General features: G+C 60.7%; 18 protein-coding genes. 10 read left to right on the top strand and 8 right to left on the bottom strand.

What is annotated here, in order from left to right:
- Positions 1 to 4 precede the first annotated feature (4 nt).
- From B0D71_RS15020 to B0D71_RS14995, 6 genes are all read right to left on the bottom strand, one after another.
- Positions 5 to 1,207 (bottom strand): HlyD/EmrA/EmrK family protein, encoded by a 1,203-nt coding sequence (locus tag B0D71_RS15020; protein ID WP_103395460.1) that lies wholly within the window; start codon positions 1,205 to 1,207, stop codon positions 5 to 7.
- Between the two features lie 15 nt (positions 1,208 to 1,222).
- Positions 1,223 to 2,692 (bottom strand): efflux transporter outer membrane subunit, encoded by a 1,470-nt coding sequence (locus B0D71_RS15015; protein WP_103395459.1) that lies wholly within the window; start codon positions 2,690 to 2,692, stop codon positions 1,223 to 1,225.
- Entirely contained in the window at positions 2,689 to 3,162 is a 474-nt protein-coding gene (locus B0D71_RS15010; RefSeq protein WP_103395458.1) for a MarR family winged helix-turn-helix transcriptional regulator, read from the bottom strand. The genes B0D71_RS15015 and B0D71_RS15010 overlap by 4 nt, the downstream gene beginning before the upstream one ends.
- A gap of 292 nt (positions 3,163 to 3,454) precedes the next feature.
- Positions 3,455 to 7,126: a translocation/assembly module TamB domain-containing protein gene (locus B0D71_RS15005; RefSeq protein ID WP_103395457.1), complete on the bottom strand. Its 3,672-nt coding sequence runs from the start codon at positions 7,124 to 7,126 to the stop codon at positions 3,455 to 3,457.
- Entirely contained in the window at positions 7,123 to 8,850 is a 1,728-nt protein-coding gene (locus tag B0D71_RS15000) for an autotransporter assembly complex protein TamA (RefSeq protein WP_103395456.1), read from the bottom strand. Before B0D71_RS15000 ends, B0D71_RS15005 begins: the two co-directional genes overlap by 4 nt.
- A 65-nt stretch (positions 8,851 to 8,915) precedes the next feature.
- Positions 8,916 to 9,566 (bottom strand): GNAT family N-acetyltransferase, encoded by a 651-nt coding sequence (locus B0D71_RS14995; RefSeq protein ID WP_103395455.1) that lies wholly within the window; start codon positions 9,564 to 9,566, stop codon positions 8,916 to 8,918.
- A gap of 185 nt (positions 9,567 to 9,751) precedes the next feature.
- Between B0D71_RS14995 and xthA the strand changes: the two genes are divergently transcribed.
- Complete coding sequence (xthA, locus tag B0D71_RS14990) at positions 9,752 to 10,564, top strand: exodeoxyribonuclease III (protein ID WP_103395454.1); 813 nt, start codon at positions 9,752 to 9,754, stop codon at positions 10,562 to 10,564.
- A 180-nt stretch (positions 10,565 to 10,744) separates the two neighbouring features.
- Entirely contained in the window at positions 10,745 to 12,085 is a 1,341-nt protein-coding gene (locus B0D71_RS14985) for a substrate-binding domain-containing protein (protein ID WP_103395453.1), read from the top strand.
- 102 nt (positions 12,086 to 12,187) lie between these two features.
- On the opposite strand, the gene B0D71_RS14980 is transcribed toward B0D71_RS14985, so the two are convergent.
- Positions 12,188 to 13,417 (bottom strand): acyl-CoA dehydrogenase, encoded by a 1,230-nt coding sequence (locus tag B0D71_RS14980; RefSeq protein ID WP_103395452.1) that lies wholly within the window; start codon positions 13,415 to 13,417, stop codon positions 12,188 to 12,190.
- A gap of 165 nt (positions 13,418 to 13,582) precedes the next feature.
- Between B0D71_RS14980 and B0D71_RS14975 the strand changes: the two genes are divergently transcribed.
- The 4 genes from B0D71_RS14975 (at position 13,583) to B0D71_RS14960 (ending at position 17,339) form a co-directional block, all read left to right on the top strand.
- A complete protein-coding gene (locus B0D71_RS14975) occupies positions 13,583 to 14,512 on the top strand; it encodes a LysR family transcriptional regulator (RefSeq protein WP_008053617.1) in 930 nt (309 codons plus the stop codon).
- Positions 14,513 to 14,751: 239 nt separating this feature from the next.
- Positions 14,752 to 15,714, top strand: coding sequence for an IS110 family transposase (locus B0D71_RS14970; RefSeq protein ID WP_103393606.1), 963 nt, complete (start codon positions 14,752 to 14,754; stop codon positions 15,712 to 15,714).
- A 169-nt stretch (positions 15,715 to 15,883) separates the two neighbouring features.
- Positions 15,884 to 16,285 carry a MerR family transcriptional regulator gene (locus tag B0D71_RS14965; protein ID WP_103395451.1) on the top strand — a complete coding sequence of 134 codons (402 nt, stop codon included), beginning with the start codon at positions 15,884 to 15,886 and terminating at the stop codon, positions 16,283 to 16,285.
- A gap of 154 nt (positions 16,286 to 16,439) precedes the next feature.
- A complete protein-coding gene (locus B0D71_RS14960; RefSeq protein ID WP_103395450.1) occupies positions 16,440 to 17,339 on the top strand; it encodes a hydroxymethylglutaryl-CoA lyase in 900 nt (299 codons plus the stop codon).
- Positions 17,340 to 18,032: 693 nt separating this feature from the next.
- Here B0D71_RS14960 and B0D71_RS14950 read toward each other — a convergent pair.
- Entirely contained in the window at positions 18,033 to 19,730 is a 1,698-nt protein-coding gene (locus tag B0D71_RS14950; RefSeq protein WP_103395448.1) for an AMP-binding protein, read from the bottom strand.
- A 309-nt stretch (positions 19,731 to 20,039) separates the two neighbouring features.
- Between B0D71_RS14950 and B0D71_RS14945 the strand changes: the two genes are divergently transcribed.
- The 4 genes from B0D71_RS14945 (at position 20,040) to B0D71_RS14930 (ending at position 25,710) form a co-directional block, all read left to right on the top strand.
- The gene (locus B0D71_RS14945) at positions 20,040 to 21,203 is read left to right on the top strand and encodes an isovaleryl-CoA dehydrogenase (RefSeq protein WP_007946948.1); all 1,164 of its coding nucleotides are present in this window, start codon (positions 20,040 to 20,042) and stop codon (positions 21,201 to 21,203) included.
- 13 nt (positions 21,204 to 21,216) lie between these two features.
- Positions 21,217 to 22,824: a carboxyl transferase domain-containing protein gene (locus B0D71_RS14940; protein WP_103395447.1), complete on the top strand. Its 1,608-nt coding sequence runs from the start codon at positions 21,217 to 21,219 to the stop codon at positions 22,822 to 22,824.
- Positions 22,825 to 22,942: 118 nt separating this feature from the next.
- A complete protein-coding gene (locus tag B0D71_RS14935; protein WP_103395446.1) occupies positions 22,943 to 23,755 on the top strand; it encodes a gamma-carboxygeranoyl-CoA hydratase in 813 nt (270 codons plus the stop codon).
- Positions 23,755 to 25,710, top strand: coding sequence for an acetyl/propionyl/methylcrotonyl-CoA carboxylase subunit alpha (locus tag B0D71_RS14930; protein WP_103395445.1), 1,956 nt, complete (start codon positions 23,755 to 23,757; stop codon positions 25,708 to 25,710). The genes B0D71_RS14935 and B0D71_RS14930 overlap by 1 nt, the downstream gene beginning before the upstream one ends.
- Positions 25,711 to 25,749 lie beyond the last annotated feature (39 nt).

Below are 25,749 nucleotides of genomic sequence, written 5' to 3'. Positions count from 1 at the left end.
CGAATCAGCGTTGCGCGGTCTTGCTGACCGCGGCGCTGTTGTCGTGAATCAGTTGGGTGATCATCGCGTCGGCCTCGGCCAACTGACGGTCGTAGACGTTGGTGCTGAACGACGCCTTCTGTGGCGGCTGTTGCGCCAGCACCGGCCCGCTCTGGTCGTGCAGGTCCACATCGACCATGGTCGACAGGCCGACCCGCAGCGGATGTTTGGCCAGTTCCTCGGCGTTGACGTGGACCCGCACCGGCACGCGCTGCACGATCTTGATCCAGTTACCGGTGGCGTTCTGCGCCGGCAGCAGGGCAAACGCGCTGCCGGTCCCGGCGCCGAGGCTGTCGATGGTGCCGCTGTATTTCACGCTGCTGCCGTAGAGGTCAGTCTCGATTTCCACCGGTTGGCCGATGCGCATGTCACGCAGCTGGGTTTCCTTGAAGTTGGCGTCGATCCACAGCTGATCCAGCGGGATCACCGCCATCAGCGCGGTGCCCGGCTGCACCCGTTGCCCCAGTTGTACAGAGCGTTTGGCGACGTAACCGGTGACCGGTGCAATCAGCACGCTGCGCGAGTTGTTCAGATAAGCCTGACGCAGTTGCGCGGCGGCCGCCATCACGTCCGGGTGCGATGAAACCACAGTGTCATCGACCAGCGCGCTGCTGGTCTTGAGCTTTTGCTCGGCGTTGGCCAGGGCGTTTTGCGCCGAGGTCAGGTCGTCGCGGGCATGGGACAGTTCTTCCTGGGAAATCGCCCCGCCGGCGGCGAGGTTCTTTCGCCGGCTGAAGTTGTCCTGGGCCTTTTGCACTTCGGCCTTCTGCGCGTTGACCTGGGCCTTCATGCCATCCACATCGCTGTACAAGCCGCGCACCTGACGCACGGTGCGCGCCAGATTGGCCTGGGCATTTTGCAGGCCGATTTCGGCGTCGTTCGGGTCGAAGTTCACCAGTACCTGGCCTTCATGGACCAGATCGCCATCATCGGCACCGATGCTGACCACGGTGCCGGTGACCAGCGGCGTGATTTCCACCACGTTGCCGTTCACATAGGCATCGTCGGTGCTTTCGCTCCAGCGCCCGTAAAACTCGTGGTAAGCCCAGACGCCCGCGCCGCTGAGCACGACGGCGGCAGCGAGGACCAACAGCATGAATTTGCGCTTGCCCGAGTTGGGGTTGCCTTGAGTGTTTTCTGGGGGTTGGGTTGTATCGGCAGTGGCCATGACAAGTACCTTGAATTAGTGGGTCAGCGTGGCTGGCGTGGCGTTGGCCGAGGCAATGGCCTCTGGCTGGTAACCGCCGCCAAGCGCCTGCATCAGTTGGATCGACAGGTCGATCTGCTCGGCATTCAGGTTGGCCAACTGGCGCTGGGCCTGGAGCAATTGCTGCTCGATGCTGAGCACGTCCAGGTAGTTGCCGATGCCGGAACCGTAACGCTGGACCACGGTGTTGTAGGAATCCTGGGCGATTCCGGTGGCGTGCTGCTGGGCAGCAATCTGCCGGCCGATATCACGCAACTGGTTGATGCTGTCGCTGACATCCCCCAGCGCCTTCACCAGGCTTTTGTTGTACTGCGCCACGGCGAGGTCGTAATCGGCGTCGCGCGAATCGAGGTCGGCGCGCAGGCGGCCACCGTCGAAGATCGGCACCGAGATCGTCGGTGCAATGCTGAAAAAGCGGCTGGCCGAACCGAACATCGCATCGCCCAGCAAGGATTCGGCCCCGGCAGCGGCGCTGAGGTTCAAGTTGGGATAGAAGCGGGTCTTGCCGGCGTCGATGCTTTTGCTCGCTGCCTCGACCCGCCAGCGCGCAGCGACCAGGTCCGGGCGACGCCCGAGCAGTTCGGCCGGCAGCACCGAAGGTAGCGCTACCGCACTCGGCTGAAGAATGTGCGGCCGGGCAATTTCATTGCCGCGATCCGGACCTTTACCGAGCAGCACCGCGAGGGCGATCTTCGCGCTGTTCAGGCGTTTCTCTGCATCGATCAGGTTGGCTTGGGAAGTGGCTTCCAGGCTTTCGGTCTGCTGGAACTGGTACTGGCTGTCGATCCCGGCCGTCAGGCGCCGCTGGCTCAAGTCGAGCATTTGCCGGGTGCGCTTGAGGTCTTCGTTGGACAGGTCATAGACGATGTGCGCCTGCCCCAGATCGCTGTAGGCCCGGGCGACATCGGCGGCCAGGGTCAGTTGCGCGGCCTGCTGGTCGACTTCGGCAGCACGGGCTTGGCCGAGGGCGGCTTCCCAGGCATCGCGCTGACCGCCCCACAGGTCGAAGTTGTAGTTGAAACGGGTGCCGATGTTGCGAATGGTGGCGTACGCGTCGCCCTGTCCGAGTGGGTCCTGGTCCCGGGCGAGGCGCGAGCGGCTGACACCGGCGCTGGCATCCAGGGTCGGCATCCGCTCTGCGTCGGCGGCGGAAGCGGCGGCGCTGGCCTGATGGGCACGGGCGTCGGCAATCTGCATGTCCGGGCTGTCGCGCAGGGCCTCGCGGATCAGGCCGTCGAGTTGGGGGTCGCCGAGGCTTTTCCACCAGTCGCTTTTCGGCCAGGCCGCCGGCGACAGGGTCACGCCGCTGAGGGATTGGCCTGCCTTCAGGCTCTTCGCGTCGAGGTTGACGCCTTCGGTTTTCAGGCCACTGTAACTGGCGCAACCGGCCAGGCTCATGGCCAACAACACCAGGCTCAGGCCGGTACGCAAGGGGTTATTGCTCATTTGTCACCTACCCGCAGCAGGGTGATCGCGTCACCGGCTGCCAGCAAAATTTTCTTCAGGATCAACTCCAGGGTTTTCAACTCCTCTGGAGTGAGGGCACCGGCCAGTTCATTCATGGCTTCGGCGCCGATGTGCGGCAACAGCCCGGCGAGCTTCTGCCCTTCTTCCGTGAGTACAAGCTGCACTTGCCGGCGATCCGCTTCAGAGCGCTGACGGGCGAGAAAACCTTTCTGTTCCAGACGATCGAGCATGCGAGTCATGGAGCCGCTGTCCAGGGACAGGTGACGGCACAACTCGCCCGGCGAATCGACGCCGTACTGGGCCATGATGATCAGCACCTTGAACTGCGCGGCGGTGATGCCGTGGGGTTCCATGTGGGTGTCGATGATCCGGTCCTTGAGCAGCGCGGCACGTCCGAGCAACAGGCCGAGATGGCAATTGTGGAAATCGTCTGGAGAGAAATGCTTCATCTGACCACCAATTAGCTGCCTAGGCAGTGAATGTATGTCGAGATGTTACTGCCTAGGCAGCGAATGTCAATGCAATAGTTAGCATGCTTGGTAAATAGTTGACTAACGGCGTCGGGAATTACCACAAACCCTGTGGCGAGGGGGCTCGCCCCGTTCGGCTGCGAAGCAGTCGTCGCTTTTGGATTTATAGGAATTCAAGAGGAATGAAATTGCAGGTTTTGGGGCCGCTTCGCGGCCCAACGGGGGCAAGCCCCCTCGCCACAGGGACCGCACCCGGATGGGAGAACGGGACCTAGAAATCCCGTTTGTAGAAGATGTCCAGCGAACTGGCCACGCCGCCGGCGGCTTCGAGGTAGACCTTTTTGCTCAGCTTGTAGCGCAAGGCAATGGTGTTTGCCGGTTCGAACACGCCGACGCCATAGCGCAGGCTGAGCTTCTCGGAAATATTGCCGCTGGCCACCACGCTGGTGGCATCGCCACTGCCCTGGGTGTCGAGCTGGAAGTCCTGGATGCCCAGGTTCTTGGCGATGCTGCTGGTCACCCCGGAACTGCCCATCAAGCCCAGACCGAGAGCCGCCTGGGCGAGCATGTTGTTGTCTTCGCCATTGCTGCTCAGCGGACGCCCGAGCACCAGATAGGACAGCGCCTGTTCCTGGCTCATGGCAGGTTCCGAGAAGATCTGCGTGGTCGGCTGCTCGGCGCTGCCGCTGAGGCGAATGCCAGCAATGATGTCGTCGGTCTTGCGAATGGCCTCGATGTCCAGGTACGGCTGATCGATGGGACCGGCAAACAACAAACGAGCCCGGCGCACCGAAAGCCGCTGGCCGTAGGCGCGGTATCGGCCATCGTTGAGCCACAGCTCGCCGCGGGTGTCCATGTTGTCGCCGATATGCACATGGCCCTGCACATTCGCAGTCAGGCCAAATCCTGCAAAGCTCAGCTTGTCCTCGCCAACCACCACTTCGATGTCCATCCTCATCGCCAGCGGCGGCTTGCCCTCCTCGGTCTGCTGACCGACGATCACCGTGTCATCGGAGACCTTGACCGTCGATGGCGGCAACTCGCGAATGGTGATTTCGCCCTTGGGCACCAGCACTTTGCCGGCGATGGCCAACTCGTCGCCCTTCATCGAGATTTTCAGGTCCGGTGCGACTTCAAGCTTGGCGTAAGGCTCGACGGTGACCGGCAATTGCGAGCCCTTGAGTGCCAGGTCCACCACCAGCGCCTGCCCCCAGGCGAGGTTGCCGTTCAAGCTCCCCTGCCCGGCCTTGCCGCTGTTCCAGCCGCCGTTCAACTGCACACCTTCACCAGCGATGAGCGCTTGGACGTGCAGGTTTTGCAGCTCCATCGGCAATTCAGACCCGGCAATCACGCCGTCACTCAGTTGCAAACTGCCATTGATCTGCGGCGCCAGCAGCCCACCGGAAAGGGTGCCGCTGCCATTCAGGCGTCCGGCCAGCTTCTCGACCATCGGCACGAACGGCCGCGCCACCGACAGGTCCAGCCCGCTCAAACGGAACGAGCCGCTCAACGGTTTGTTCTTCGGCAACGGATTGAGCTGCGCCTGCACCATCAGTTCACCGAGTTTGCCACCGGCGAAATCGAGCTCGGTGTCGATGCGCCTGGGTGTAAGTTTGCTGGTGAGTTTCAGGGTCTGATACGGGAAGTCCAGCCACTGGTCCTTTTCCTTGATACGCAAGGTGCCGCCACCGGCATCGACGCTGATCTGGCCGTTCGGACCACTGGCCGGCAAGTCCAGTTGCAGGTCGGCATTGAGCCGGCCCTGCCAGGCGAAATCCTTCGGCAACCACTGCGCGAGGCTGTCGATCGGGAATTGTTTGAGGTGATAACGCAGCTTGGGCTCAGGCATCAGGCGCGAGTCTTCGCCGCACAGGCTGGCCGGGCCGGACGCCCAGCAATGGGCGCCAAAGTTGATCTTGCCATCCGCCAGGCGCTCAAGCTTTGCCGGCCCCTGCAGTCTCCAGTCCTGACCACCGGCCTGGATATCACCGCTGGCCAGGCGTCCGCGCCAATTGCCTTTGTCCAGCGCACCGTCCAGGCCCAGCGCCAGTTTCAACTTCGGCCCTTGCAGATCGAGATTCAGTTTCTGGTTCTTGATGTCGCCCTGGCCGCTGGCGGTCAGTGTACCCAGTGAGGTGTCACCGGCCTGGATGCCGCTGCCCTTGAGGTCGATTTTCGCCCGTTGCGCACTGTCCAGCGTGGCGTCCAGGTTCAGGCTTTGCAGGCGATTGTCCTGGAAAACCAATTGCGAGCCTTGCAGGTCAAGCTTGCCTTGGGGCGCCTTGAGTGTGCCGGCGACATCCACGCGACCATTGAGTTGGCCGCGCAGCTCTGGCCAGAGCTGCGCCAGGCGCGGCAGCTTGAGATCGATCTGGCCGGCGAGCTTCTGTTGCAGGCTGCCTTTGCCGCTGATGCTGTTGTCGCCCAGGCGAACCTGCAGGGCGTTGAGGTTCCATTGCTCGCCACGGCCATCGGCCTTGGCCTGGATCACCGCCGGTTGACCGCGCAGTTTGCCCTTGAGGTCCAGGTCGGCATTGAGGCTGAGCACATCGTTCTTCATCTCGCCCTGGCTGCGCAACGGCCCGGCCAGGGTGCCCGGCAGCTCCGCGACCCAGTACGCCGGGTTGATCGCCGACAGGTCCAGCGCGGTGTCCCAGGCAATGCCGTCGGCGAATTGCAGGTTCAGGTGCCCTTCGGCCTTGCCCTGCCCGGCCTGGAGTTGAATCTGTTGCAGGTAGATTTTCGTCAGGTCGCCCGCGAACGGGCTGGCCAGTGTGAAAGCACCGGCCGGACCATCCGCCGCGGCGTTGAAATGACCGAGGTACTTGCCATCGGTGTAAGAGACTTCGCCGGTGAACGTGCGAAGCGCTACTTGCGGTTCGTCGATCAACGGATAGAGGCGGTGCCACGGGAAGTCCAGCCAGTCGATCTTCGCCTCGGCGCTCAGGCCCTTGCTCCAATCCAGCTGACCGCTGAGTTTGAGGCTTTGCTTGTCGCTGGCGGTCAGGTCCAGCGCGGCGATCTGCGCGCCGTTGGCGTCGACCTTGCCTTGCAGCGCCAGGGCGACCGGGCCTTGCTCGGCAGGCAACGTAGCGTTGCCTTGAAGTGCATAGCCGTTTTTCAAGTCACCCGCACCCGTGAGCTCAAGCTGATTGAGTTGCAGGGTATCTGGCAGATCTGCACTGGGCTTGAAGCCATCAGCCGTGATCCGCACCTTGGCCGGCAAGTTTTCCACCAATGGTTGCAGTTCGCCGCTCAGTTGCCCGTTGAGGTAACCGCTGCTGTCGGCCTTCAGGTTCAGGGTCTTGAGCAGGTCGCCGTCGATCTTCAACGCCAGCGCCAGGGGTTCAGGCGTGGACAGCAGGGTCAGTTTGCCGGAAGCGCTCAGGGGCCAGCTGCCGCTCGGTTGTAGCAGGCCGGAGAGGTTCAGGCTCAGGTCATCGCGCTGCAGTGACACCGAGTCAATCTTCAAACCGGCCGTGGTCCAGTGCGCCGCCAGTTGCAAACCCTTGAGTTCTTCACTGCCGTTGAACAACAGGCTGCCGACCTTGATCTCGCCCAATTCGATGGCCAACGGCAACTTCAGTTCCGGGAGCGTGATCGGGTCACTATTTGGCTCTTCGGCGCCCGGCGGGAACGTCAGGCTGACCTGGTCGGCCTGCAATTGCTCGATGCACAAGGTCATGCGGGTCAGGCACAACGGCGACCAGGCGAAAATCACCTGGCTCAGTTCAACCCGGTTGTTGTCCTGCTGCCACAACACCCGGTCGGCACTCCACTGCCCGCCCAGCCGGCCCTGAAAGTTGTCCAGGGTCAACCCCGGTACAAAGCCCAACGCCCAGCGGCTGCCCGTCGCCGTACCCAACACTGTGGCCAGCGTCAGGACAACCAGCATCAACAGTGCCGCTATCGCCAGCAGCGTTACTTTCAAACCACGCTTCACAGCTCAGGTCCCATGGAAAAGTGCAGTCGAATGCCGCCATCGTCGTCCAGCGCATGGGCCAGGTCGAGGCGGATCGGCCCCACTGGCGATACCCAGCGCACGCCGATACCGACCCCGGTCTTGAGGTTTGGCAATTCGAGTGTGTTGAAGGCGTTGCCCTGATCGACAAAGGTCGCGACCCGCCATTTTTCGGCGATGGAATACTGATATTCCGCGCTGGCGGCAACCATGTAGCGACCACCGATGCGATCACCGTCGGAGTTTTCCGGGGACAGGCTCTGATAGTCGTAACCGCGCACGCTTTGGTCGCCACCGGCGAAGAAACGCAGCGATGGTGGCACCGATTTGAAGCCGTTGGTGGCACTGCCGCCGACCTGCACCCGGCCGAGGAAACGATGCTTGTCGAACACCGTGGTCAAGCCTTTGACCAGTGCCGTGCCGTAGAGCAGGTTGCTGTCGGAACCCAAACCTTCCTTGGCCACTTTGGATTCGAATTGCAGCCGATAGCCGTTATGCGGGTCGATGCGGTTATCGCTTTTGAGGTACGAATGGCTCACGCCAGGCATCAGCAAGGTACTGAGTCCCGAGTCGTCGCCCAGTTGGTAATCCTCGCGTTGCCACTTCAGCGATACCACCCGTTGCCAACCGCTGGGCAACTTGCTGTGCCACTCGGGGCCGAGGGTCAATAGTTTGCTGTGGCTTTCCTTATCGGCGATTTCTTCATTCTGGTAGCCACCGGCAAAACGCAGTTTGTCGGTCAGTGGCGGGTCCAGCGGAATATCGTAGAACAGCCCGACGTTCTGCCGAGGTGCAGAGACTTCGGTTTCCCAGCCATAACTGTGCCCTTGGGCGTTGACCCAATGCCGGGTCCAGTTGGCCTTGGCCCGTGGACCCACGTCGGTGGAAAAGCCCAGGCCGAGCCCCATGGTCCGTGGCTTGCGGGTTTCGAGCTTGACGTCCACCGGGATCACATCTTCCTTCGATGCCGTTGGCGCCGCGTCCACCCGCACGCCTTCGAAGTAGCCGCTCGATTGCAGGTTCTGATTGAGCTCGGCAATCAGTTCCGAGTCATACGGCGTTCCGGCCTTGAAGGGCACCATGCGTTGCAGCAGCTCGTCATCGAACGGCGTATCGCCCTCGAAACTGACTTTGCCCAAGGTATAGCGCGGACCACTTTCATAGATCAGTTCGATATCGGCGACGCCGGCCCGCGGGTCGACCGACAGTTTTGAACGGGTGAAGCGGCCGCTGAAAAAGCCATAACGCGAAGCCTGATTCTGGATCAGGCGCTTGGCGTCTTCGTAATGGCCATGATTGAGCACGGCACCGGGCTTGAGCACATCGCTTTTGGGAACCCGAAAGGCTTTAAGGGAGGCGGCCGGACCGTCGACTCGCACCGTGACATTGCGCAGATGCACCGGCTCGCCGGGGTCGACCGTAAGCACCAGGCGCGGTTTCTCACCACCCTTCACTTCGCTGTCGATGTGCGGCTGGTAATAACCCAAGGCCTGGGCAGCCTTGCGCGCCTGCTCTTCGGCGCCACGGCTGAAGCGCAGCAACGCCTGTTCGTCGCGATCGCCGAGGCTGCCGATGTAGCCTTCTATATTGGCTTTCAGCTCATCATTGGACGGTTTGACCCGCACATCCAATTCACTTTGAGCCAGCGCTGCGCAGCTGGTCATCAGCATCAGCACACCGCTGGTAATTCTTCCTGGAAACTTCATAGGCGCGGATGCTATCACGAGCTTGAGAGCGTGATAGAGCCTGACATGCCCGGAAAGTTCGGCACCTAGGCCGTTGCAGTGTGTAACACCTGGGGATTGGGGTGAAAAAACACGTGCTCGCGGATCGGTCCTACCGCGACCTCACCGATTTCTTCATAGCCTTGGCGCTTGTAGAACTCCAGATAACGCGGATTCCCGGTGTCGAGGATCACGCCCTGTGAGTTCTCATCCACCGCGCACCAGTTGTGCACGGCTTGCAGTAGTTGTTCGCCGAAATGCTTGCCCTGGAACTGCGGATGAACCCCCAGCAACGGCAATACGTGCACCGAGTCGTTCGGTACGCAGGCCTCCACGGCAGCGTGATACTCGAGGTAGCGACGGGTGCAGCGAAACCCCGTACTGAGCACCATGCGCAGGCGCCAGGCCCAACTTTCGGTGACCCCAAGACGACGTTGCGGCGGTGCGATCAGGGCGATGCCGATCAGGCGGTCGTTGACCAGCAGGCCGATGGCCGGCAGGTCCTGGAGAAAATGCTGGGTCACCAGTTCGCGCACGGTGGCGCGGACCCGCTGTTCGTAACCGGGGCGTTCGGCCTCGAACAGATAGCCGAAGGTCGGTTCGTGTCGATAAGCCTGGTACAGCAGCGAACGCGCTTCGCGGGCGTAGCCGCTGTCGAGCATATGAATATCGGCGATGGCGGTAGAAGTTTCGGGCATGACGGTTGATCTCCCCGGCACAGCTCGGATGGCTGCGCTCTTGTTGTTACGAGCTGATCGGCGCTGAAACAGTTCATTACAGATCCGCAATCAGTGTAGGCAATGAAATCGTCTTCGCGAGTAACCTGAACTGGCCCGATTCCCACATGTCAGCTAGCATCGCCCTTTTGCCAGGACTGCCGACCATGAAGATCGTCTCCTTCAACATCAACGGGCTGCGCGCCCGTCCCCATCAGCTGGCGGCGCTGATCGAAAAGCACCAGCCCGATGTGATCGGCTTGCAGGAAACCAAGGTCCACGATGATCAGTTCCCGCTGGCCGAGGTACAGGCCCTGGGCTACCACGTGTATTTCCACGGGCAAAAAGGCCACTACGGCGTCGCCCTGCTCTCGCGCCAGGAGCCGTTGGCCCTGCACAAAGGTTTCGCCACCGACGAAGAAGACGCCCAGCGGCGCTTCATCTGGGGTACCTTCGCCGATGCCAACAGCGTGCCGGTGACCATCATGAACGGTTATTTCCCACAGGGCGAAAGCCGCGACCACCCGACCAAATTCCCGGCCAAGGAACGTTTCTACGGTGATTTGCAGCAACTGCTGGAAAGCCAGTTCAAGAACGATCAGCCGCTGGTGGTGATGGGCGACGTGAACATTTCCCCGGAAGACTGCGACATCGGCATCGGCCCGGACAACATGAAGCGCTGGCTGAAAACCGGTAAATGCAGCTTCCTGCCCGAAGAGCGCGAGTGGATGGCCCGCCTGAAAAACTGGGGCCTGGTCGACAGTTTCCGTCACCTGAACCCGGACGTGGCCGACACCTTCAGCTGGTTCGACTACCGCAGCCGTGGTTTCGAAGACGAGCCCAAGCGCGGCCTGCGTATCGACCTGATCCTTGCCTCCCACGGCTTGCTGCCACGGGTGAAGGCCGCGGGTGTGGACTACGAACTGCGCGGCATGGAAAAACCTTCGGACCATGCGCCGATCTGGCTTGAATTGAGCTGATTCTGGACCAACCACTAACCCCTGTGGGAGCGAGCTTGCTCGCGATGAGGGAGTGTCAGTCGACATCATTGTCACTGAACCACCGCCCTCGCGAGCAAGCTCGCTCCTACAAGTGTCATTTTTCGGAAACCTTACTGACTTAATCTCCCGGCACCCCCTTTGGCTATTTAAGGTGCCGGCATGATGCTGCGCGTGTTGTTCCTGTTGATGCTGTGCGTGGGCTTGCCACCGGCGGCCTCGGCCGGCGACTTGCCGATACCCGACCACGGCCCCGTGTTGCGCATCCAGGGTTCCAACACCATCGGCGCGGCATTGGGACCGGCGCTGGTCGAGGGCCTGCTGAGCGAGCAAGGCCTGCGCAAGATTCACCGCGAAACCCCGGACACCGCCAACGAACTGCGCATTGTCGCTGAAACCGTTCAGGGTCGCCGGGTCGTGGTGGAGGTGGCAGCCCATGGTTCCAGCACCGGCTTCACTGCGCTGAAAGCAGCCAGCGCCGATCTTGCCGCCTCGTCGCGCCCGATCAAAGACAACGAACTGGCCAGCCTGCAATCCCTCGGCGACCTGAAAAGTCCGAGCGCCGAACAGGTCATTGCCATCGATGGCCTGGCAATCATCCTTCATCCGGATAATCCGCTGAACCAACTGGACACCGCGCAACTGGCGCGCATTTTCAGTGGCGAGGTGAAAACCTGGGAAGACCTCGGTGGCCGCGGCGGGCCGATTCATCTCTATGCACGGGATGATCAGTCCGGGACTTACGACACCTTCAAGGAACTGGTGCTCAGTGGTCGTGGGAAAACCCTGAGCAGCGCGGCGAAGCGTTTCGAGTCCAGCGAACAACTGTCCGATGCGGTCAGCGCTGACCCGCAAGGCATCGGTTTCATCGGTTTGCCCTACGTGCGCCGGGCCAAAGCCGTGGCCATTGTCGACGGTCAATCACAAGCCATGCTGCCGCTCAACAGCCTGATTGCCACGGAAGATTATCCGCTGTCCCGTCGATTGTTTTTCTACCTGCCACCCAACGAGAAAAATCCCTGGGCCCAAGCGCTGGTGGCCTTTGCCCAGAGCACCAAGGGTCAGGCCATTGTCGCCGCCAACGGATTTATTGCCCAAACCGTCCAGGCCATGGCCGTCGCGCCGAATGCGCTGATGCCCGAGGGCTATCAGGCCCTGAGTCGACATGCTCAACGGCTATCGGTGAATTTCCGCTTCGAAGAAGGCAGCGCCACCTTGGACAACAAAGCCCGACAGGACCTGTGGCGAGTGCTCGACTATATAAAGCAGCACGACAAAACCAATGACCAGGTAACACTGGTGGGCTTTGGCGATGCCAAGAGTGACCCGGCGCGCGCCGATTTGTTGTCGAAACTGCGAGCCATGGCGGTGCGGCGGGAGTTGGTGAAGAGCGGCGTGGTGTTTCGCGAGATCCGCGGGTTTGGCGCAGAGATGCCGGTGGCGGCCAATAGCGCCGATGAGGGGAGGATCAAGAATCGGCGGGTTGAGGTTTGGGTGTATTGAATTGAGCCCCGAACAATGTGACTGAGAGCTTACTGTGGCGAGGGGGCTTGTCGGAACGCCGCACCGCCACAAAAGCTCACTGACTACAAAGACTCTGCATTGTCAGTGCCCGCTACGCAGCATCTCTTTCGGCACATATTTGCCGATTTCAAACTTGCCGATCGCCGCACGGTGCACTTCGTCCGGGCCGTCGGCCAGGCGCAGGGTGCGCTGCATCGCGTACATGTAGGCCAGCGGGAAATCGTTGGAAACCCCTGCCCCGCCATGGATCTGGATCGCCCGGTCGATCACCCGCAATGCCACGTTTGGCGCGACGACCTTGATCTGCGCGATCTCGCTTTTCGCCACCTTGTTGCCTACGGTGTCCATCATGTACGCCGCTTTCAAAGTCAGCAGGCGTGCCATGTCGATTTCCATCCGCGAGTCGGCGATCTTGTCGACGTTACCGCCCAAGCGCGCCAGAGGCTTGCCGAACGCGGTGCGGCTCACCGAGCGCTTGCACATCAGTTCCAGCGCACGCTCGGCCATGCCGATCGAACGCATGCAGTGGTGAATCCGGCCAGGGCCAAGGCGACCTTGAGCGATTTCGAAGCCGCGCCCTTCGCCCAACAGGACGTTTTCGTACGGCACCCGCACGTTTTCGAAATGCACTTCGGCGTGCCCATGAGGCGCGTCGTCGTAACCGAACACCGGCAGTGGACGCACGATCTTCACACCGGGCGTGTCCACCGGCACCAGAATCATCGAGTGCTGGGCGTGGCGCGGTGCATCGGGATTGCTCAGGCCCATGAAAATCAGGATTTTGCAGCGCGGGTCGCAAGCACCCGAGGTCCACCATTTCTTGCCATTGATCACCCACTCGTCACCATCGCGCACTGCGCGGGCGGCCATGTTGGTGGCGTCGGAGGACGCAACGTCCGGTTCGGTCATCGCGAACGCCGAGCGGATCTCGCCGCGCAGCAGCGGTTCGAGCCAGCGTTGTTTCTGCTCTTCGTTGGCGTAACGCACCAGCACTTCCATGTTGCCGGTGTCCGGTGCCGAGCAGTTGAACGGCTCTGGCCCCAGCAGCGAGCGGCCCATGATTTCCGCCAGCGGCGCATATTCGAGGTTGGTCAGGCCGGCACCGAGCTCGGACTCAGGCAGAAACAAATTCCACAGGCCTTCAGCCTTGGCCTTGAGCTTGAGCTCTTCCATGATCGCGGTCGGCTGCCAGCGATCGCCCTCGGCGACCTGACGCTCGAACACGGCTTCGGCGGGATAAACGTAAGTGTCCATGAACGCTGTTACGCGCTCACGCAGTTCCTGAACCTTGGGCGAATAAGCGAAATCCATGAGCGAGATACCTTCTTGGGGGAGGTTGTTTTAGGTCATGTATCGATGCTAGAACAGCGTTGATAATTTACCTAGCCTATTCTCGGCGTGTATAAACATTCATCACCGATATATGATCGACTGATCGTCACGGTCAGTCCGCCCACACATTAAGAGAGCCGCGTAATGAATCTGAGCAAGGTCGATCTCAACCTTTTCATCGTCTTCGACGCGATCTATACCGAAGCCAACCTGACCCGTGCCGGGCAGATTGTCGGCATCACCCAGCCGGCGGTGTCGAACGCACTGGCGCGGCTGCGCGAGACCTTCAACGACCCGCTGTTCGTGCGCACCGCCCAGGGCATGGTGCCGACGCCCATGGCCCAGAACATCATCGGCCCGGTGCGCAACGCGCTCTCGCTGCTGCGCGTGTCTGTGCAGGAGAGCCGCATTTTCAACCCGCAGCAAGCGGTCAAGACCTATCGCATCAGCATGACCGACCTTACCGAAGCGGTGATCCTGCCGCCGCTGTTCCAGCGTCTACGCCGCCTGGCGCCGACGGTGATCATCGAAAGCTTCCTGTCCAAACGCCGTGAAACCACCAAGGAACTGGCGGCCGGACGCCTGGACTTCGCGGTCGATGCGCCGCTCAACACCGACCCGCAGGTGCGTCACGTCAAATTGATGGAAGACCGCTACGTGTGCGCCATGCGCAAGGGGCATCCGCTGGCGGGCAAGGAGAAACTCACGCTGGATGATTACCTGGGCCTGACCCACATCCATATTTCCAGCCGTCGCAGCGGCCTCGGCTATGTCGACCTGGCGCTGGGCAAGATGGGCATCCAGCGCAAGATCGCCCTGCGCTCCCAGCATTACCTGATGGCCTCGCAAGTATTGCAGCAGACGGACATGGTCATGACCGTGCCGGAACGCTTTGCCCGCCGCAACGACCTGCACGCCTTTTATCTGCCGGTCAACGATGTACCGCCGGTGGAAACCCACCTTTACTGGCACGAAAGCACTGACCAGGACCCGGCGAACCGCTGGATGCGCGAGCAAATGATCGAGTTGTGCCAGCAGGTGACGGCGCAGGAGAAAAAGCTCGAGAAGGTGTAGGGCTTTATACCGCGGAGACTTCTTCGCGAGCAGGCTCGCTTGTATGTTTAGACTTGAAGGGGTGGGTGGGACTAAAGCTCGTCATCTGACTCTGACCAGTACAGACCGTGGGAGACTTCGTCCCACCCCTTCACCTAATGCGCCGATAAGGAATGCATCGGCTCGGACCGACGATAGAAACAAGCCAGCGCAACGGTGAACCCCAACAAGTCTTTAAACCCTAGCTCGGAGGGTGGGCCATGACAATCCTTGATTCTCAGGTGGTCGTTGGTGTGGATGTGGCGAAGGACGAGATTGTTATCTATCGATCCGACCTGGAACGAACCCGAAATGTCGCGAACAAGCGATCAGCCCTGAAGCAATGGCTCAAGACGCTACCTGCGAACAGCGCTATCGCGCTTGAAGCGACCAATATCTATCACCTTGATACAACGGAAATAGCCCATGAAATGGGCCATGACGTTTATGTCATCGATGGCTGTCGCCTCAACAAATACCGCGACGGAATAGGCATGAGGGCGAAAACAGATGCCTTGGATGCCGAACTGCTGGCGCGTTACTTGAGCAGGGAGTCCGACAGACTGAGGATCTGGAGTCCTCCGCCGAAGGCTTACACCCAACTCAAAAGCCTGCTTCGTCGCCGGGCTCAGTTGGTCCGGGGCTGTGTCGCACTCAAGCAAAGCTGGAAAAACGAACCCCTGCTCAAAGAACAGTTCAAGCAGCTTCTGGCCGCCATTGCCCAGTTCGAAAAAACGATTCAGAAAACACTCAAGGAGATTGCTGAGGACGCCGGGATGCAGGATCAGGTGAAGCGCTGCCAGGCCGTCGAGGGTGTCGGGCTCCTGACAGCCACAGCAGCGGCCACAGCGTTTTTGCGTGGAAAATTTGCTAACAGCGACGAATACGTGGCCTTCCTCGGCATGGATCCGCGGGTGAGGCAGTCAGGACAAAAGGATCAAAGGCGTCGACTCTCCAAGCGAGGAGACTCGGAGTTCCGGCGCCTGTTTCACAACAGCGCCATGGCCGCCAGCCGTTCGCCGATCTGGAAACCGTACTACGAGAGTTATCTGGCCAGAGGCCTAAAAGGTACTCAAGCCTTGGTTATCCTGGCACGCAAGCTGGCCAGAGTGATGTTCGCGTTGATGAAAAACCAAAGTGAATACAAGCCTAATTCTATGCTTGGGGGTTCCCCCCAAACATAGAATCTCCCACAGGGAATCTTCGTAGTACAAAGATTTCGTGCTCACAGCAGATCCGATGTGTGCGAGCCTGCTCGCGAAGTGGCCCGCAAGAACACTGAAAATTCACATCGCTTGACGTAAACGTCAACCTGCCATTAGCTTAGCGCCATGACCTTTTGCGAGCGCTTCCATGAGCAGCCAGACCTACAGCATTTCCGACCTCGCCCGCGAGCTCGACATCACCACCCGCGCCATTCGCTTTTATGAAGAGCAAGGCCTGCTCAGCCCAGAGCGCCGGGGCCAGGAACGCATTTACTCGCCCCGCGACAAGGTCAGCCTGAAGCTGATCCTGCGGGGCAAACGCATCGGTTTCTCGTTGGCCGAATGCCGCGAGCTGATCGAGCTTTACGATCCGTCCAGCGGTAACACCAAACAGTTGCACAGCATGCTGGCAAAAATCAGCGAGCGTCGGGAACAGCTGGAGCAGCAGTTGCTGGACATCGAACAGATGAAACTGGAGCTGGACACTGCCGAAGAACGCTGCGTGCAGGCGTTGGAGCAGACGCTCAAAAGCCAGGAAGTCATTCAATAAAACCCGCCCCCTTGTAGGAGCGAGCTTGCTCGCGATGGTCGTTAACGATAACGCGTGCCTGCTGGATAAACGCGGTGCCTGGGAGTCCATCGCGAGCAAGCTCGCTCCTACAGGGTTTACTGTTCATTCAGACAAATAAAACAGGTCGAACCCCATGCCCCTCCCCACCCACGTACGCATAGTCGAAGTCGGCCCACGCGACGGCCTGCAAAACGAAGCCCAGCCCATCAGTGTTACCGACAAGGTGCAACTGGTCGATGCACTGACCGCAGCCGGGCTCGGCTATATAGAAGTCGGCAGTTTCGTTTCGCCCAAGTGGGTGCCGCAAATGGCCGGCTCCGCCGATGTCTTTGCTCAAATCCAACGCAAACCGGGCGTGGTTTATGGCGCGCTCGCACCCAATCTGCGCGGTTTTGAAGATGCCCTTGCCGCCGGAGTCAAGGAAGTGGCCGTGTTCGCGGCGGCGTCCGAGGCGTTTTCCCGGCGCAATATCAACTGCTCGATCAGCGAAAGCCTGGAGCGTTTCGCGCCGATCATGGACGCCGCGAAACAACACGGGATTACCGTGCGCGGGTATGTGTCCTGTGTGCTGGGCTGCCCCTATGAAGGTAACGTCTCCCCGGAGCAGGTCGCCCTGGTCGCCCGCGAGCTGTACGCCATGGGCTGCTACGAGGTCTCGCTGGGGGACACCATCGGCACCGGCACCGCTGGCGCAACCCGGAAAATGTTTGAAGTGGTATCAAAGGATGTACCCCGGGAAAAACTCGCCGGGCACTTCCACGATACCTACGGTCAGGCCGTGGCCAACATCTACGCCAGTTTGCTGGAAGGCATCTCGGTGTTCGACAGTTCCATCGCGGGTCTCGGCGGCTGCCCCTATGCCAAGGGTGCCAGCGGGAACGTCGCGACCGAAGACGTGGTTTACCTGCTCAACGGCCTGGGCATCGACACCGGAATCGACCTCGACGCCTTGATGATCGCCGGTCAGCAGATTTGCACCGTACTGGGTCGCCCTACCGGCTCCCGCGTGGCCAGGGCCCGCAGCGCACAGTGAGTGCGCTGAGTGTGTCCGGGTGTTACCGCACGGACTCAAACGTGGGCGTAAGCGAGTAACACGGAAACAAAATGTAGGGTTTTGCCTGAAGCGAAAAACCCTACTAAAACTCAAACCATTGATTTTAAAGACTTTTAAAAAGTTGGCACGGCTTCTGCTATATCTATCGCATAACAAGAATAAAAAAATTGCGGCAAACCTAATAAAAACAAGACGTAACGACTCTGACATAACAAAAACAACACGGCAGAGACGCAGCTAACAGATTTTTTTGGAGAAGATGTGCTTTTCAGGGTGCTTTTCGGAGTGACCCGCAACCGGGCAGAGAATAATAAAACTACCTTCAGGTAGCTCCCGAACTGGTTGGATCGCTTAGCGAGAAAGTAGATCAGCGCTCAAAAAAATACGTTTGCTCTTGATCCCGGATGGGGATCGCCAAAAACAGCTGTAAAGGGCAACGGTTGCCAAAAACAACAACAGACCGACCCTCAATAATAAAAAAAGAGCACGCGCAACGACAAATTAAAGGGGAGCTTCGGCTCCCCTTTGTGCTGTCTGGCATTTGAGATTTCCGATGCGCCCTTTGTAGGAGCGAGCTTGCTCGCGAAGAACTCAAGGGCACCGCGTTTATCCAGGCTGCACGCGTTATCGTTGACGCTCTTCGCGAGCAAGCTCGCTCCTACAGGGGCCTTGTCAGCCCAGCTTGCTTTGCAATTCCTCGACACTGATCTCGCGCATGCGGAATTTCTGAATCTTGCCTGTTACCGTCATCGGAAACTCCTCGACGAATTTGAAGTAACGCGGCGTCTTGAAGTGTGCGATGCGCTCCTTGCACCAGGTTTGCAGCTCTTGCTCGGTGGCGCTGTGGCCGGGGTGAAACTTGATCCAGGCGACGATCTCTTCGCCGTAACGAGAGCAAGGAATGCCGATCACCTGCACGTCGGCAACGGCTGGATGAGTGAAGAAAAACTCTTCGAGCTCCCGCGGGTAAATGTTCTCACCGCCACGGATGATCATGTCCTTGTTGCGCCCGGCAATGCACACATAACCCTCGTCGTTCATGCTCGCCAGGTCCCCGGTGTGCATCCACCCGGCCTGATCGATCGCTTCTGCCGTGCCTTCGGGGTTATTCCAGTAGCCCAGCATCACGCTGTAACCGCGGGTGCACAGCTCACCGATGGTGCCACGCGGCACCAGGTTGCCCGCTTCGTCGATGATTTTGCTTTCAAGTTGCGGCTGGGTACGACCAACGGTGGTCACGCGCAGTTCCAGGTCGTCTGAAGGACCGGTCTGCAATGACACCGGACTGGTTTCCGTCATTCCGTAGGCAATTTGCACTTCGCTCATGTGCATTTCGCTGATGACCCGGCGCATCACCTCGATAGGACAGGTTGCGCCCGCCATGATCCCCGTGCGCAGGCTCGACAGGTCGAATTCGGCACGTTGCGGCTGATCGAGCATGGCGATGAACATGGTCGGCACGCCGTACAGTGCGGTGGCCTTTTCTTCGGCGACGGTGCTCAGGGTCAGCAGCGGATCGAAGGCATCGTTGGGGTAAATCATCGTGCTGCCATGGGTGATGCAGCCGAGGTTGCCCATGACCATGCCGAAACAGTGATATAGCGGCACCGGGATCACCAGGCGATCGGCCGCCGTCAGGCCCAGGCTTTCGCCAACCATGTAACCGTTATTGAGAATGTTGTAGTGACTGAGGGTCGCGCCCTTGGGAAAACCGGTGGTGCCAGAGGTGTACTGGATGTTCACCGCCTGGTCGAAATGCAGGCTTTCCTGACGCTCGCGCAATTGTTCAGGGGACACACCGCCAGCCAGATCCGTCAGTTGCGACCACGGCAGGAAACCGCTGGGCGGCTGCACATCCAGGCTGATCACGCCGCGCAACTCCGGCAACCGCTCGCTGAGCAATTTGCCGATGGACTGCTCCGCCAGTTCCGGCACCAGGCCCTGCAACATGGCGTGATAGTTGGAAGTCTTGAAGGCCCCGGCGCAGACCAGCCACTGGCAACCGGATTGCTTCAAGACATACTCGAGCTCGGAACTGCGGTAGGCCGGATTGATGTTGACCAGGATCACGCCGATTTTCGCCGTGGCAATCTGAGTGATGCACCACTGCGCGCAGTTCGGTGCCCAGATGCCGAGGCGGTCTCCTGCTTGCAGCCCCAGCGCCAGCAGTGCCCTGGCGTGCAGGTCCGCAGCCTGCGCCAATTGCCGCCAGGTGTAGCGCAGCTGTTGATGGTGCACCACCAGCGCCTCCCCGTCCGGGTATTGCGCGGCGGTGTTATCGAACGCCTGGCCGATGGTCATCGCCAACAAGGCTTTGTCCTGGGAACCACGGGTATAACTGCGTTGCGGGCTTGCACTGGGTTGATCCATGACGACCCCTATTGTCTTTATTTATGGGCTACCGGCGGATACCTGGATCTGTAGGAGCGAGCTTGCTCGCGATGGAGGTCAACGATGACGCGTACAGCCTGAAAAATGCGTCGCCTTCAAGTTCATCGCGAGCAAGCTCGCTCCTACAGAATTGGTCCGCTGTTCTATCTTGAACTGGCTCTACTCTCGCTCAAGTTGACGTTAACGTAAAGGGTGATTGACAGCCATTCGTCACAGGCTTACGTTAACGTAAAGGTGAGAACCCAATCACGGCCCTCCCCGCCCTACAAAAAAGCCAAAAGGTGACCCATGAGCTACCCATCCCTGAACTTTGCCCTCGGTGAAACCATCGACATGCTGCGCGATCAGGTTCAGTCCTTCGTCGCCAAAGAGATCGCCCCGCGCGCCGCTCAGATCGACATCGACAACCTGTTCCCCGCCGACCTGTGGCGCAAATTCGGCGACATGGGCCTGTTGGGTATCACCGTACCGGAAGAGTACGGCGGCGCTGGCCTGGGTTACCTGGCTCACGTCGTCGCAATGGAAGAAATCAGCCGTGGCTCGGCCTCGGTGGCCCTGTCCTACGGTGCGCACTCCAACCTGTGCGTCAACCAGATAAACCGCAACGGCAACCACGAGCAGAAATCCAAATACCTGCCGAAACTGATCAGCGGCGAGCACATCGGCGCCCTGGCCATGAGCGAACCGAACGCCGGTTCCGACGTGGTCTCGATGAAACTGCGCGCCGACAAACGCGGCGACAAGTACGTGCTCAACGGCAGCAAGACCTGGATCACCAACGGCCCGGACGCCAACACCTACGTGATCTACGCCAAGACCGATCTGGAAAAGGGCCCCCACGGCATCACCGCCTTCATCGTCGAGCGCGACTGGAAAGGCTTCAGCCGCAGCAACAAGTTCGACAAACTCGGTATGCGCGGCTCGAACACCTGTGAACTGTTTTTCGATGACGTCGAAGTGCCGGAAGAAAACATCCTCGGCGTACTCAACGGCGGCGTGAAAGTGCTGATGAGCGGCCTCGACTACGAGCGCGTCGTGCTCTCCGGTGGCCCGACCGGGATCATGCAGGCGTGCATGGACCTGATCGTGCCGTACATCCATGACCGCAAGCAGTTCGGCCAGAGCATTGGCGAATTCCAGCTGATCCAGGGCAAGGTCGCCGACATGTACACCCAGCTCAATGCCAGCCGCGCTTACCTGTATGCGGTGGCCCAGGCCTGCGAGCGTGGCGAAACCACGCGCAAGGACGCCGCCGGCGTGATCCTCTACAGTGCCGAACGCGCAACGCAAATGGCCCTCGACGCGATCCAGATTCTAGGGGGCAACGGCTACATCAACGAATTCCCTGCTGGTCGTCTGCTGCGTGACGCCAAGCTGTACGAAATCGGTGCCGGCACCAGTGAGATCCGTCGCATGCTGATCGGTCGTGAACTGTTCAACGAAACCCGCTGAGACGGAGCTGCCCATGGCTACCCTGCACACCCAGCTCAACCCCCGTTCAGCGGAGTTCGCCGCCAACAGCGCGGCGATGCTCAAACAGGTCGACGCCCTGCATACCCTGCTCGCCCAAGTGGCGCAAGGTGGCGGCCCGAAGGCCCAGGAACGCCACACCTCGCGGGGCAAGCTGCTGCCTCGCGAGCGCATCAACCGCTTGCTTGATCCGGGTTCACCATTTCTGGAAATCAGCCAACTGGCTGCTTACGAGGTGTACGGCGAAGACGTCCCCGCCGCAGGCGTGATTGCCGGGATCGGCCGCGTGGAGGGCGTCGAGTGCATGATCGTCGCCAACGACGCCACGGTCAAAGGTGGCTCGTACTACCCACTGACCGTGAAAAAACACCTGCGCGCCCAGACCATCGCCCAGCAGAACCGCCTGCCTTGCATCTATCTGGTGGACTCTGGCGGTGCCAACCTGCCACGTCAGGATGAAGTGTTTCCGGACCGCGAGCACTTCGGGCGGATCTTCTTCAACCAGGCCAACATGAGCGCCATGGGCATCCCGCAGATTGCCGTGGTCATGGGTTCCTGCACCGCTGGCGGCGCGTATGTACCGGCGATGGCCGACGAAGCAATCATGGTCCGCGAACAGGCGACCATCTTTCTCGCCGGCCCGCCGCTGGTGAAAGCCGCGACCGGTGAAGTGGTCAGTGCCGAAGACCTTGGTGGGGCCGATGTGCACTGCAAGATTTCCGGAGTGGCCGACCATTACGCCGAGAGCGATGAGCACGCGCTGGCGCTGGCCCGTCGCAGCGTCGCCAACCTCAACTGGCGCAAGCAAGGTGAGGTTCAGCAACGCACGCCGATCGCCCCGCTCTACAGCAGCGATGAGTTGTACGGTGTGGTCCCGGCCGACGCCAAGCAACCGTTTGACGTACGCGAAGTGATTGCGCGTCTGGTGGATGGTTCGGTGTTCGACGAGTTCAAGGCGCTGTTCGGGACCACGCTGGTCTGCGGTTTCGCCTACCTGCACGGTTACCCGATCGCGATCCTCGCCAACAACGGCATCCTGTTTGCCGAAGCGGCGCAGAAAGGCGCGCACTTCATCGAGCTGGCGTGCCAGCGCGGTATCCCGCTGCTGTTCCTGCAGAACATCACCGGCTTCATGGTCGGCCAGAAATACGAAGCCGGCGGCATCGCCAAGCACGGCGCGAAACTGGTGACGGCGGTAGCTTGCGCCAAGGTGCCGAAGTTCACCGTGATCATCGGCGGCAGCTTCGGCGCCGGCAACTACGGCATGTGTGGCCGCGCCTACGATCCGCGCTTCCTGTGGATGTGGCCGAACGCACGCATCGGCGTGATGGGTGCCGAACAGGCGGCCGGCGTGCTGGTGCAGGTCAAGCGTGAGCAGGCCGAGCGCAGTGGCCAGGGTTTCAGCGCCGAGCAGGAAGCCGAGATCAAGCAACCGATCCTCGACCAGTACGAAGAACAGGGTCACCCCTACTATTCCAGCGCGCGCTTGTGGGACGACGGTGTCATCGACCCGGCCCAGACCCGCGAAGTATTGGCCCTGGCCTTGTCCGCGTCGTTGAACGCGCCAATCGAACCGAGCCGCTTCGGCGTGTTCCGGATGTGATTTTCTGTGGGTGCGGGCTTGTGTGGCGAGGGAGCTTGCTCCCGTTCGATTGCGTAGCAATCGTAAAATCGTTTCGCGAGCAAGCCCGCTCCCACAAGGACCGTGGAGACGGACGAATATGAGCGACTTCAACACCCTCGAACTGCTGACCGACCCCCGTGGTTTTGCCACGCTGTGGCTCAGCCGTGAAGAAAAGAACAACGCCTTCAATGCCGAAATGATCCGCGAGCTGATCCTTGCCCTCGACAAAGTCGCGAGCGATGCCAGCCTGCGGTTTCTGATCGTGCGCGGTCGCGGCAAACATTTCAGCGCCGGTGCCGATCTGGCATGGATGCAGCAATCGGCCGAACTCGATTACGCCACCAACCTCGATGACGCCCGGGAACTCGCGGAGTTGATGTACAACCTGGCCAAGCTGAAAGTCCCGACCCTGGCTGTAGTGCAAGGCGCAGCCTTTGGCGGTGCGCTAGGCCTGATCAGTTGCTGCGACATGGCCATTGGTGCCGATGACGCGCAATTCTGCCTTTCGGAAGTACGCATCGGCCTGGCGCCGGCGGTGATCAGCCCGTTCGTGGTGCAAGCCATTGGCGAGCGCGCTACCCGGCGTTATGCCTTGACCGCTGAGCGCTTCGGTGGCCAACGGGCACGGGAAATCGGTTTGTTGTCGGAGAGCTATCCGCCGGCGGAACTGGAACAGAAAGTCGAGCAGTGGATCGACAACCTGTTGCTCAACAGTCCAGCCGCGATGCGCGCCAGCAAGGATCTGCTGCGCGAAGTCGGCGATGGTTCGCTGAACCCGGCACTGCGCCGCTACACCGAAAACGCCATCGCCCGCATCCGCGTCAGTTCCGAAGGCCAGGAAGGCTTGCGTGCGTTCCTGCAAAAACGTCCGCCAAGCTGGCAAGCACAAACCACCAAGGAGCCCCGTTGATGAGCGCACCTGTCCTCACCACCCTGCTGGTGGCCAACCGTGGCGAAATCGCTTGCCGGGTCATGCGTACGGCCAAGGCGCTGGGCCTGACTACCGTGGCCGTTCACAGCGCCACCGACCGTGACGCCCGGCACAGCCGCGAAGCCGATATTCGCGTTGACCTGGGCGGCAGTAAAGCCGCCGACAGCTATCTGCAGATCGACAAACTGATCGCCGCTGCCAAGGCCAGCGGTGCCCAGGCGATTCATCCCGGCTATGGCTTTCTGTCGGAGAACGCCGGGTTCGCCCGCGCCATCGAAGCGGCCGGCCTGATTTTCCTTGGCCCGCCCGCCTCGGCCATTGATGCCATGGGCAGTAAGTCCGCCGCCAAAGCCCTGATGGAAACCGCCGGCGTGCCGTTGGTACCGGGTTATCACGGCGAAGCCCAGGACCTGGAAACCTTCCGCGCCGCCTGCGAACGCATCGGCTACCCAGTACTGCTCAAGGCCACCGCCGGTGGTGGCGGCAAAGGCATGAAGGTGGTCGAGGACGTCAGCCAACTGGCCGAAGCCCTGGCCTCGGCACAGCGTGAGGCGCAGTCGTCGTTCGGCGACTCGCGGATGCTGGTGGAGAAATACCTGCTCAAGCCACGTCACGTGGAAATCCAGGTGTTCGCCGACCAACACGGCAACTGCCTGTACCTCAATGAGCGCGACTGCTCGATTCAACGGCGACACCAAAAAGTCGTCGAAGAAGCCCCGGCGCCGGGCTTGAGCCCGGAACTTCGGCGCGCCATGGGTGAAGCCGCCGTGCGTTCGGCCCAGGCCATTGGCTATGTCGGTGCTGGCACCGTGGAGTTTTTGCTGGATGCGCGGGGCGAGTTCTTCTTCATGGAGATGAACACCCGCCTGCAAGTGGAACACCCGGTCACCGAAGCCATCACCGGCCTCGACCTGGTGGCCTGGCAGATTCGCGTGGCACGCGGCGAAGCGTTACCGATGACCCAGGATCAGGTGCCGCTGGTAGGGCACGCGATCGAAGTGCGGTTGTATGCCGAAGACCCGGGCAATGATTTCCTGCCGGCGACTGGTCGTCTGGAGCTCTATCGCGAATCCGCCCAAGGACCGGGGCGTCGAGTGGACAGCGGCGTTGAAGAAGGTGATGAGATTTCGCCATTCTACGACCCGATGCTCGGCAAGCTGATTGCCTGGGGCGAGGACCGTGAACAGGCACGCTTGCGCCTGCTGAGCATGCTGGACGAATTCGCCATCGGCGGGCTGAAGACCAACATCAATTTCTTGCGGCGCATTATCGGTCATCCGGCGTTCGCCGCTGCCGAACTCGATACCGGCTTCATTCCACGCTATCAGGAACAGTTGCTGCCGGCGTCAGCGGAACTCAGTGAGGATTTCTGGCAAGCCGCCGCCCAGGCGTTTGCCCAGAGCCAGCCCCATGCAACCCGCGCCGATGACCCGAGTTCGCCGTGGGCTGCCCCTAACGGGCTGCGTGCCGGCTTGCCGAGAGAAATTACCCTGCACCTAAGTTGTGAAGGTCAGGACCGTGCGCTGACGCTGGGCGACATCCATGCCCACAGCGCACGCCTCAAGGGCGAGCAACTGCTGACCGAGCACGAAGGCGTGCGCCGTCAGCACAGGGCCATACGCCGTGGCGAATATGTATACCTGCAGTGGAATGGCGAATTGCGCCGCATCGAGTCTTACGACCCAATCAGCGCCGTCGAGGCCAGCCACAGTCATCAGGGCGGGCTCACCGCACCAATGAACGGCAGCATCGTCCGCGTATTGGTGGAGGCTGGGCAATCGGTCGAAGCCGGGGCGCAATTGGTGGTACTGGAAGCGATGAAGATGGAGCACAGCATTCGCGCGCCCCATGCCGGCGTGATCAAGGCGCTGTACTGCCAGGAAGGCGAGATGGTCAGCGAAGGCAGTGCGCTGGTCGAACTGGAAGAAGCGTGAAATGAAGATCGGTCCTACGCACTGCGTGGACCGATCTGA

It is taken from the genome of Pseudomonas laurylsulfativorans (genome assembly GCF_002906155.1).
Classification (GTDB): Bacteria; Pseudomonadota; Gammaproteobacteria; order Pseudomonadales; family Pseudomonadaceae; genus Aquipseudomonas; species Aquipseudomonas laurylsulfativorans.
The sequence above is the reverse complement of the archived record's forward strand: the minus strand, read 5'-3'. Positions and strand labels throughout refer to the sequence as shown.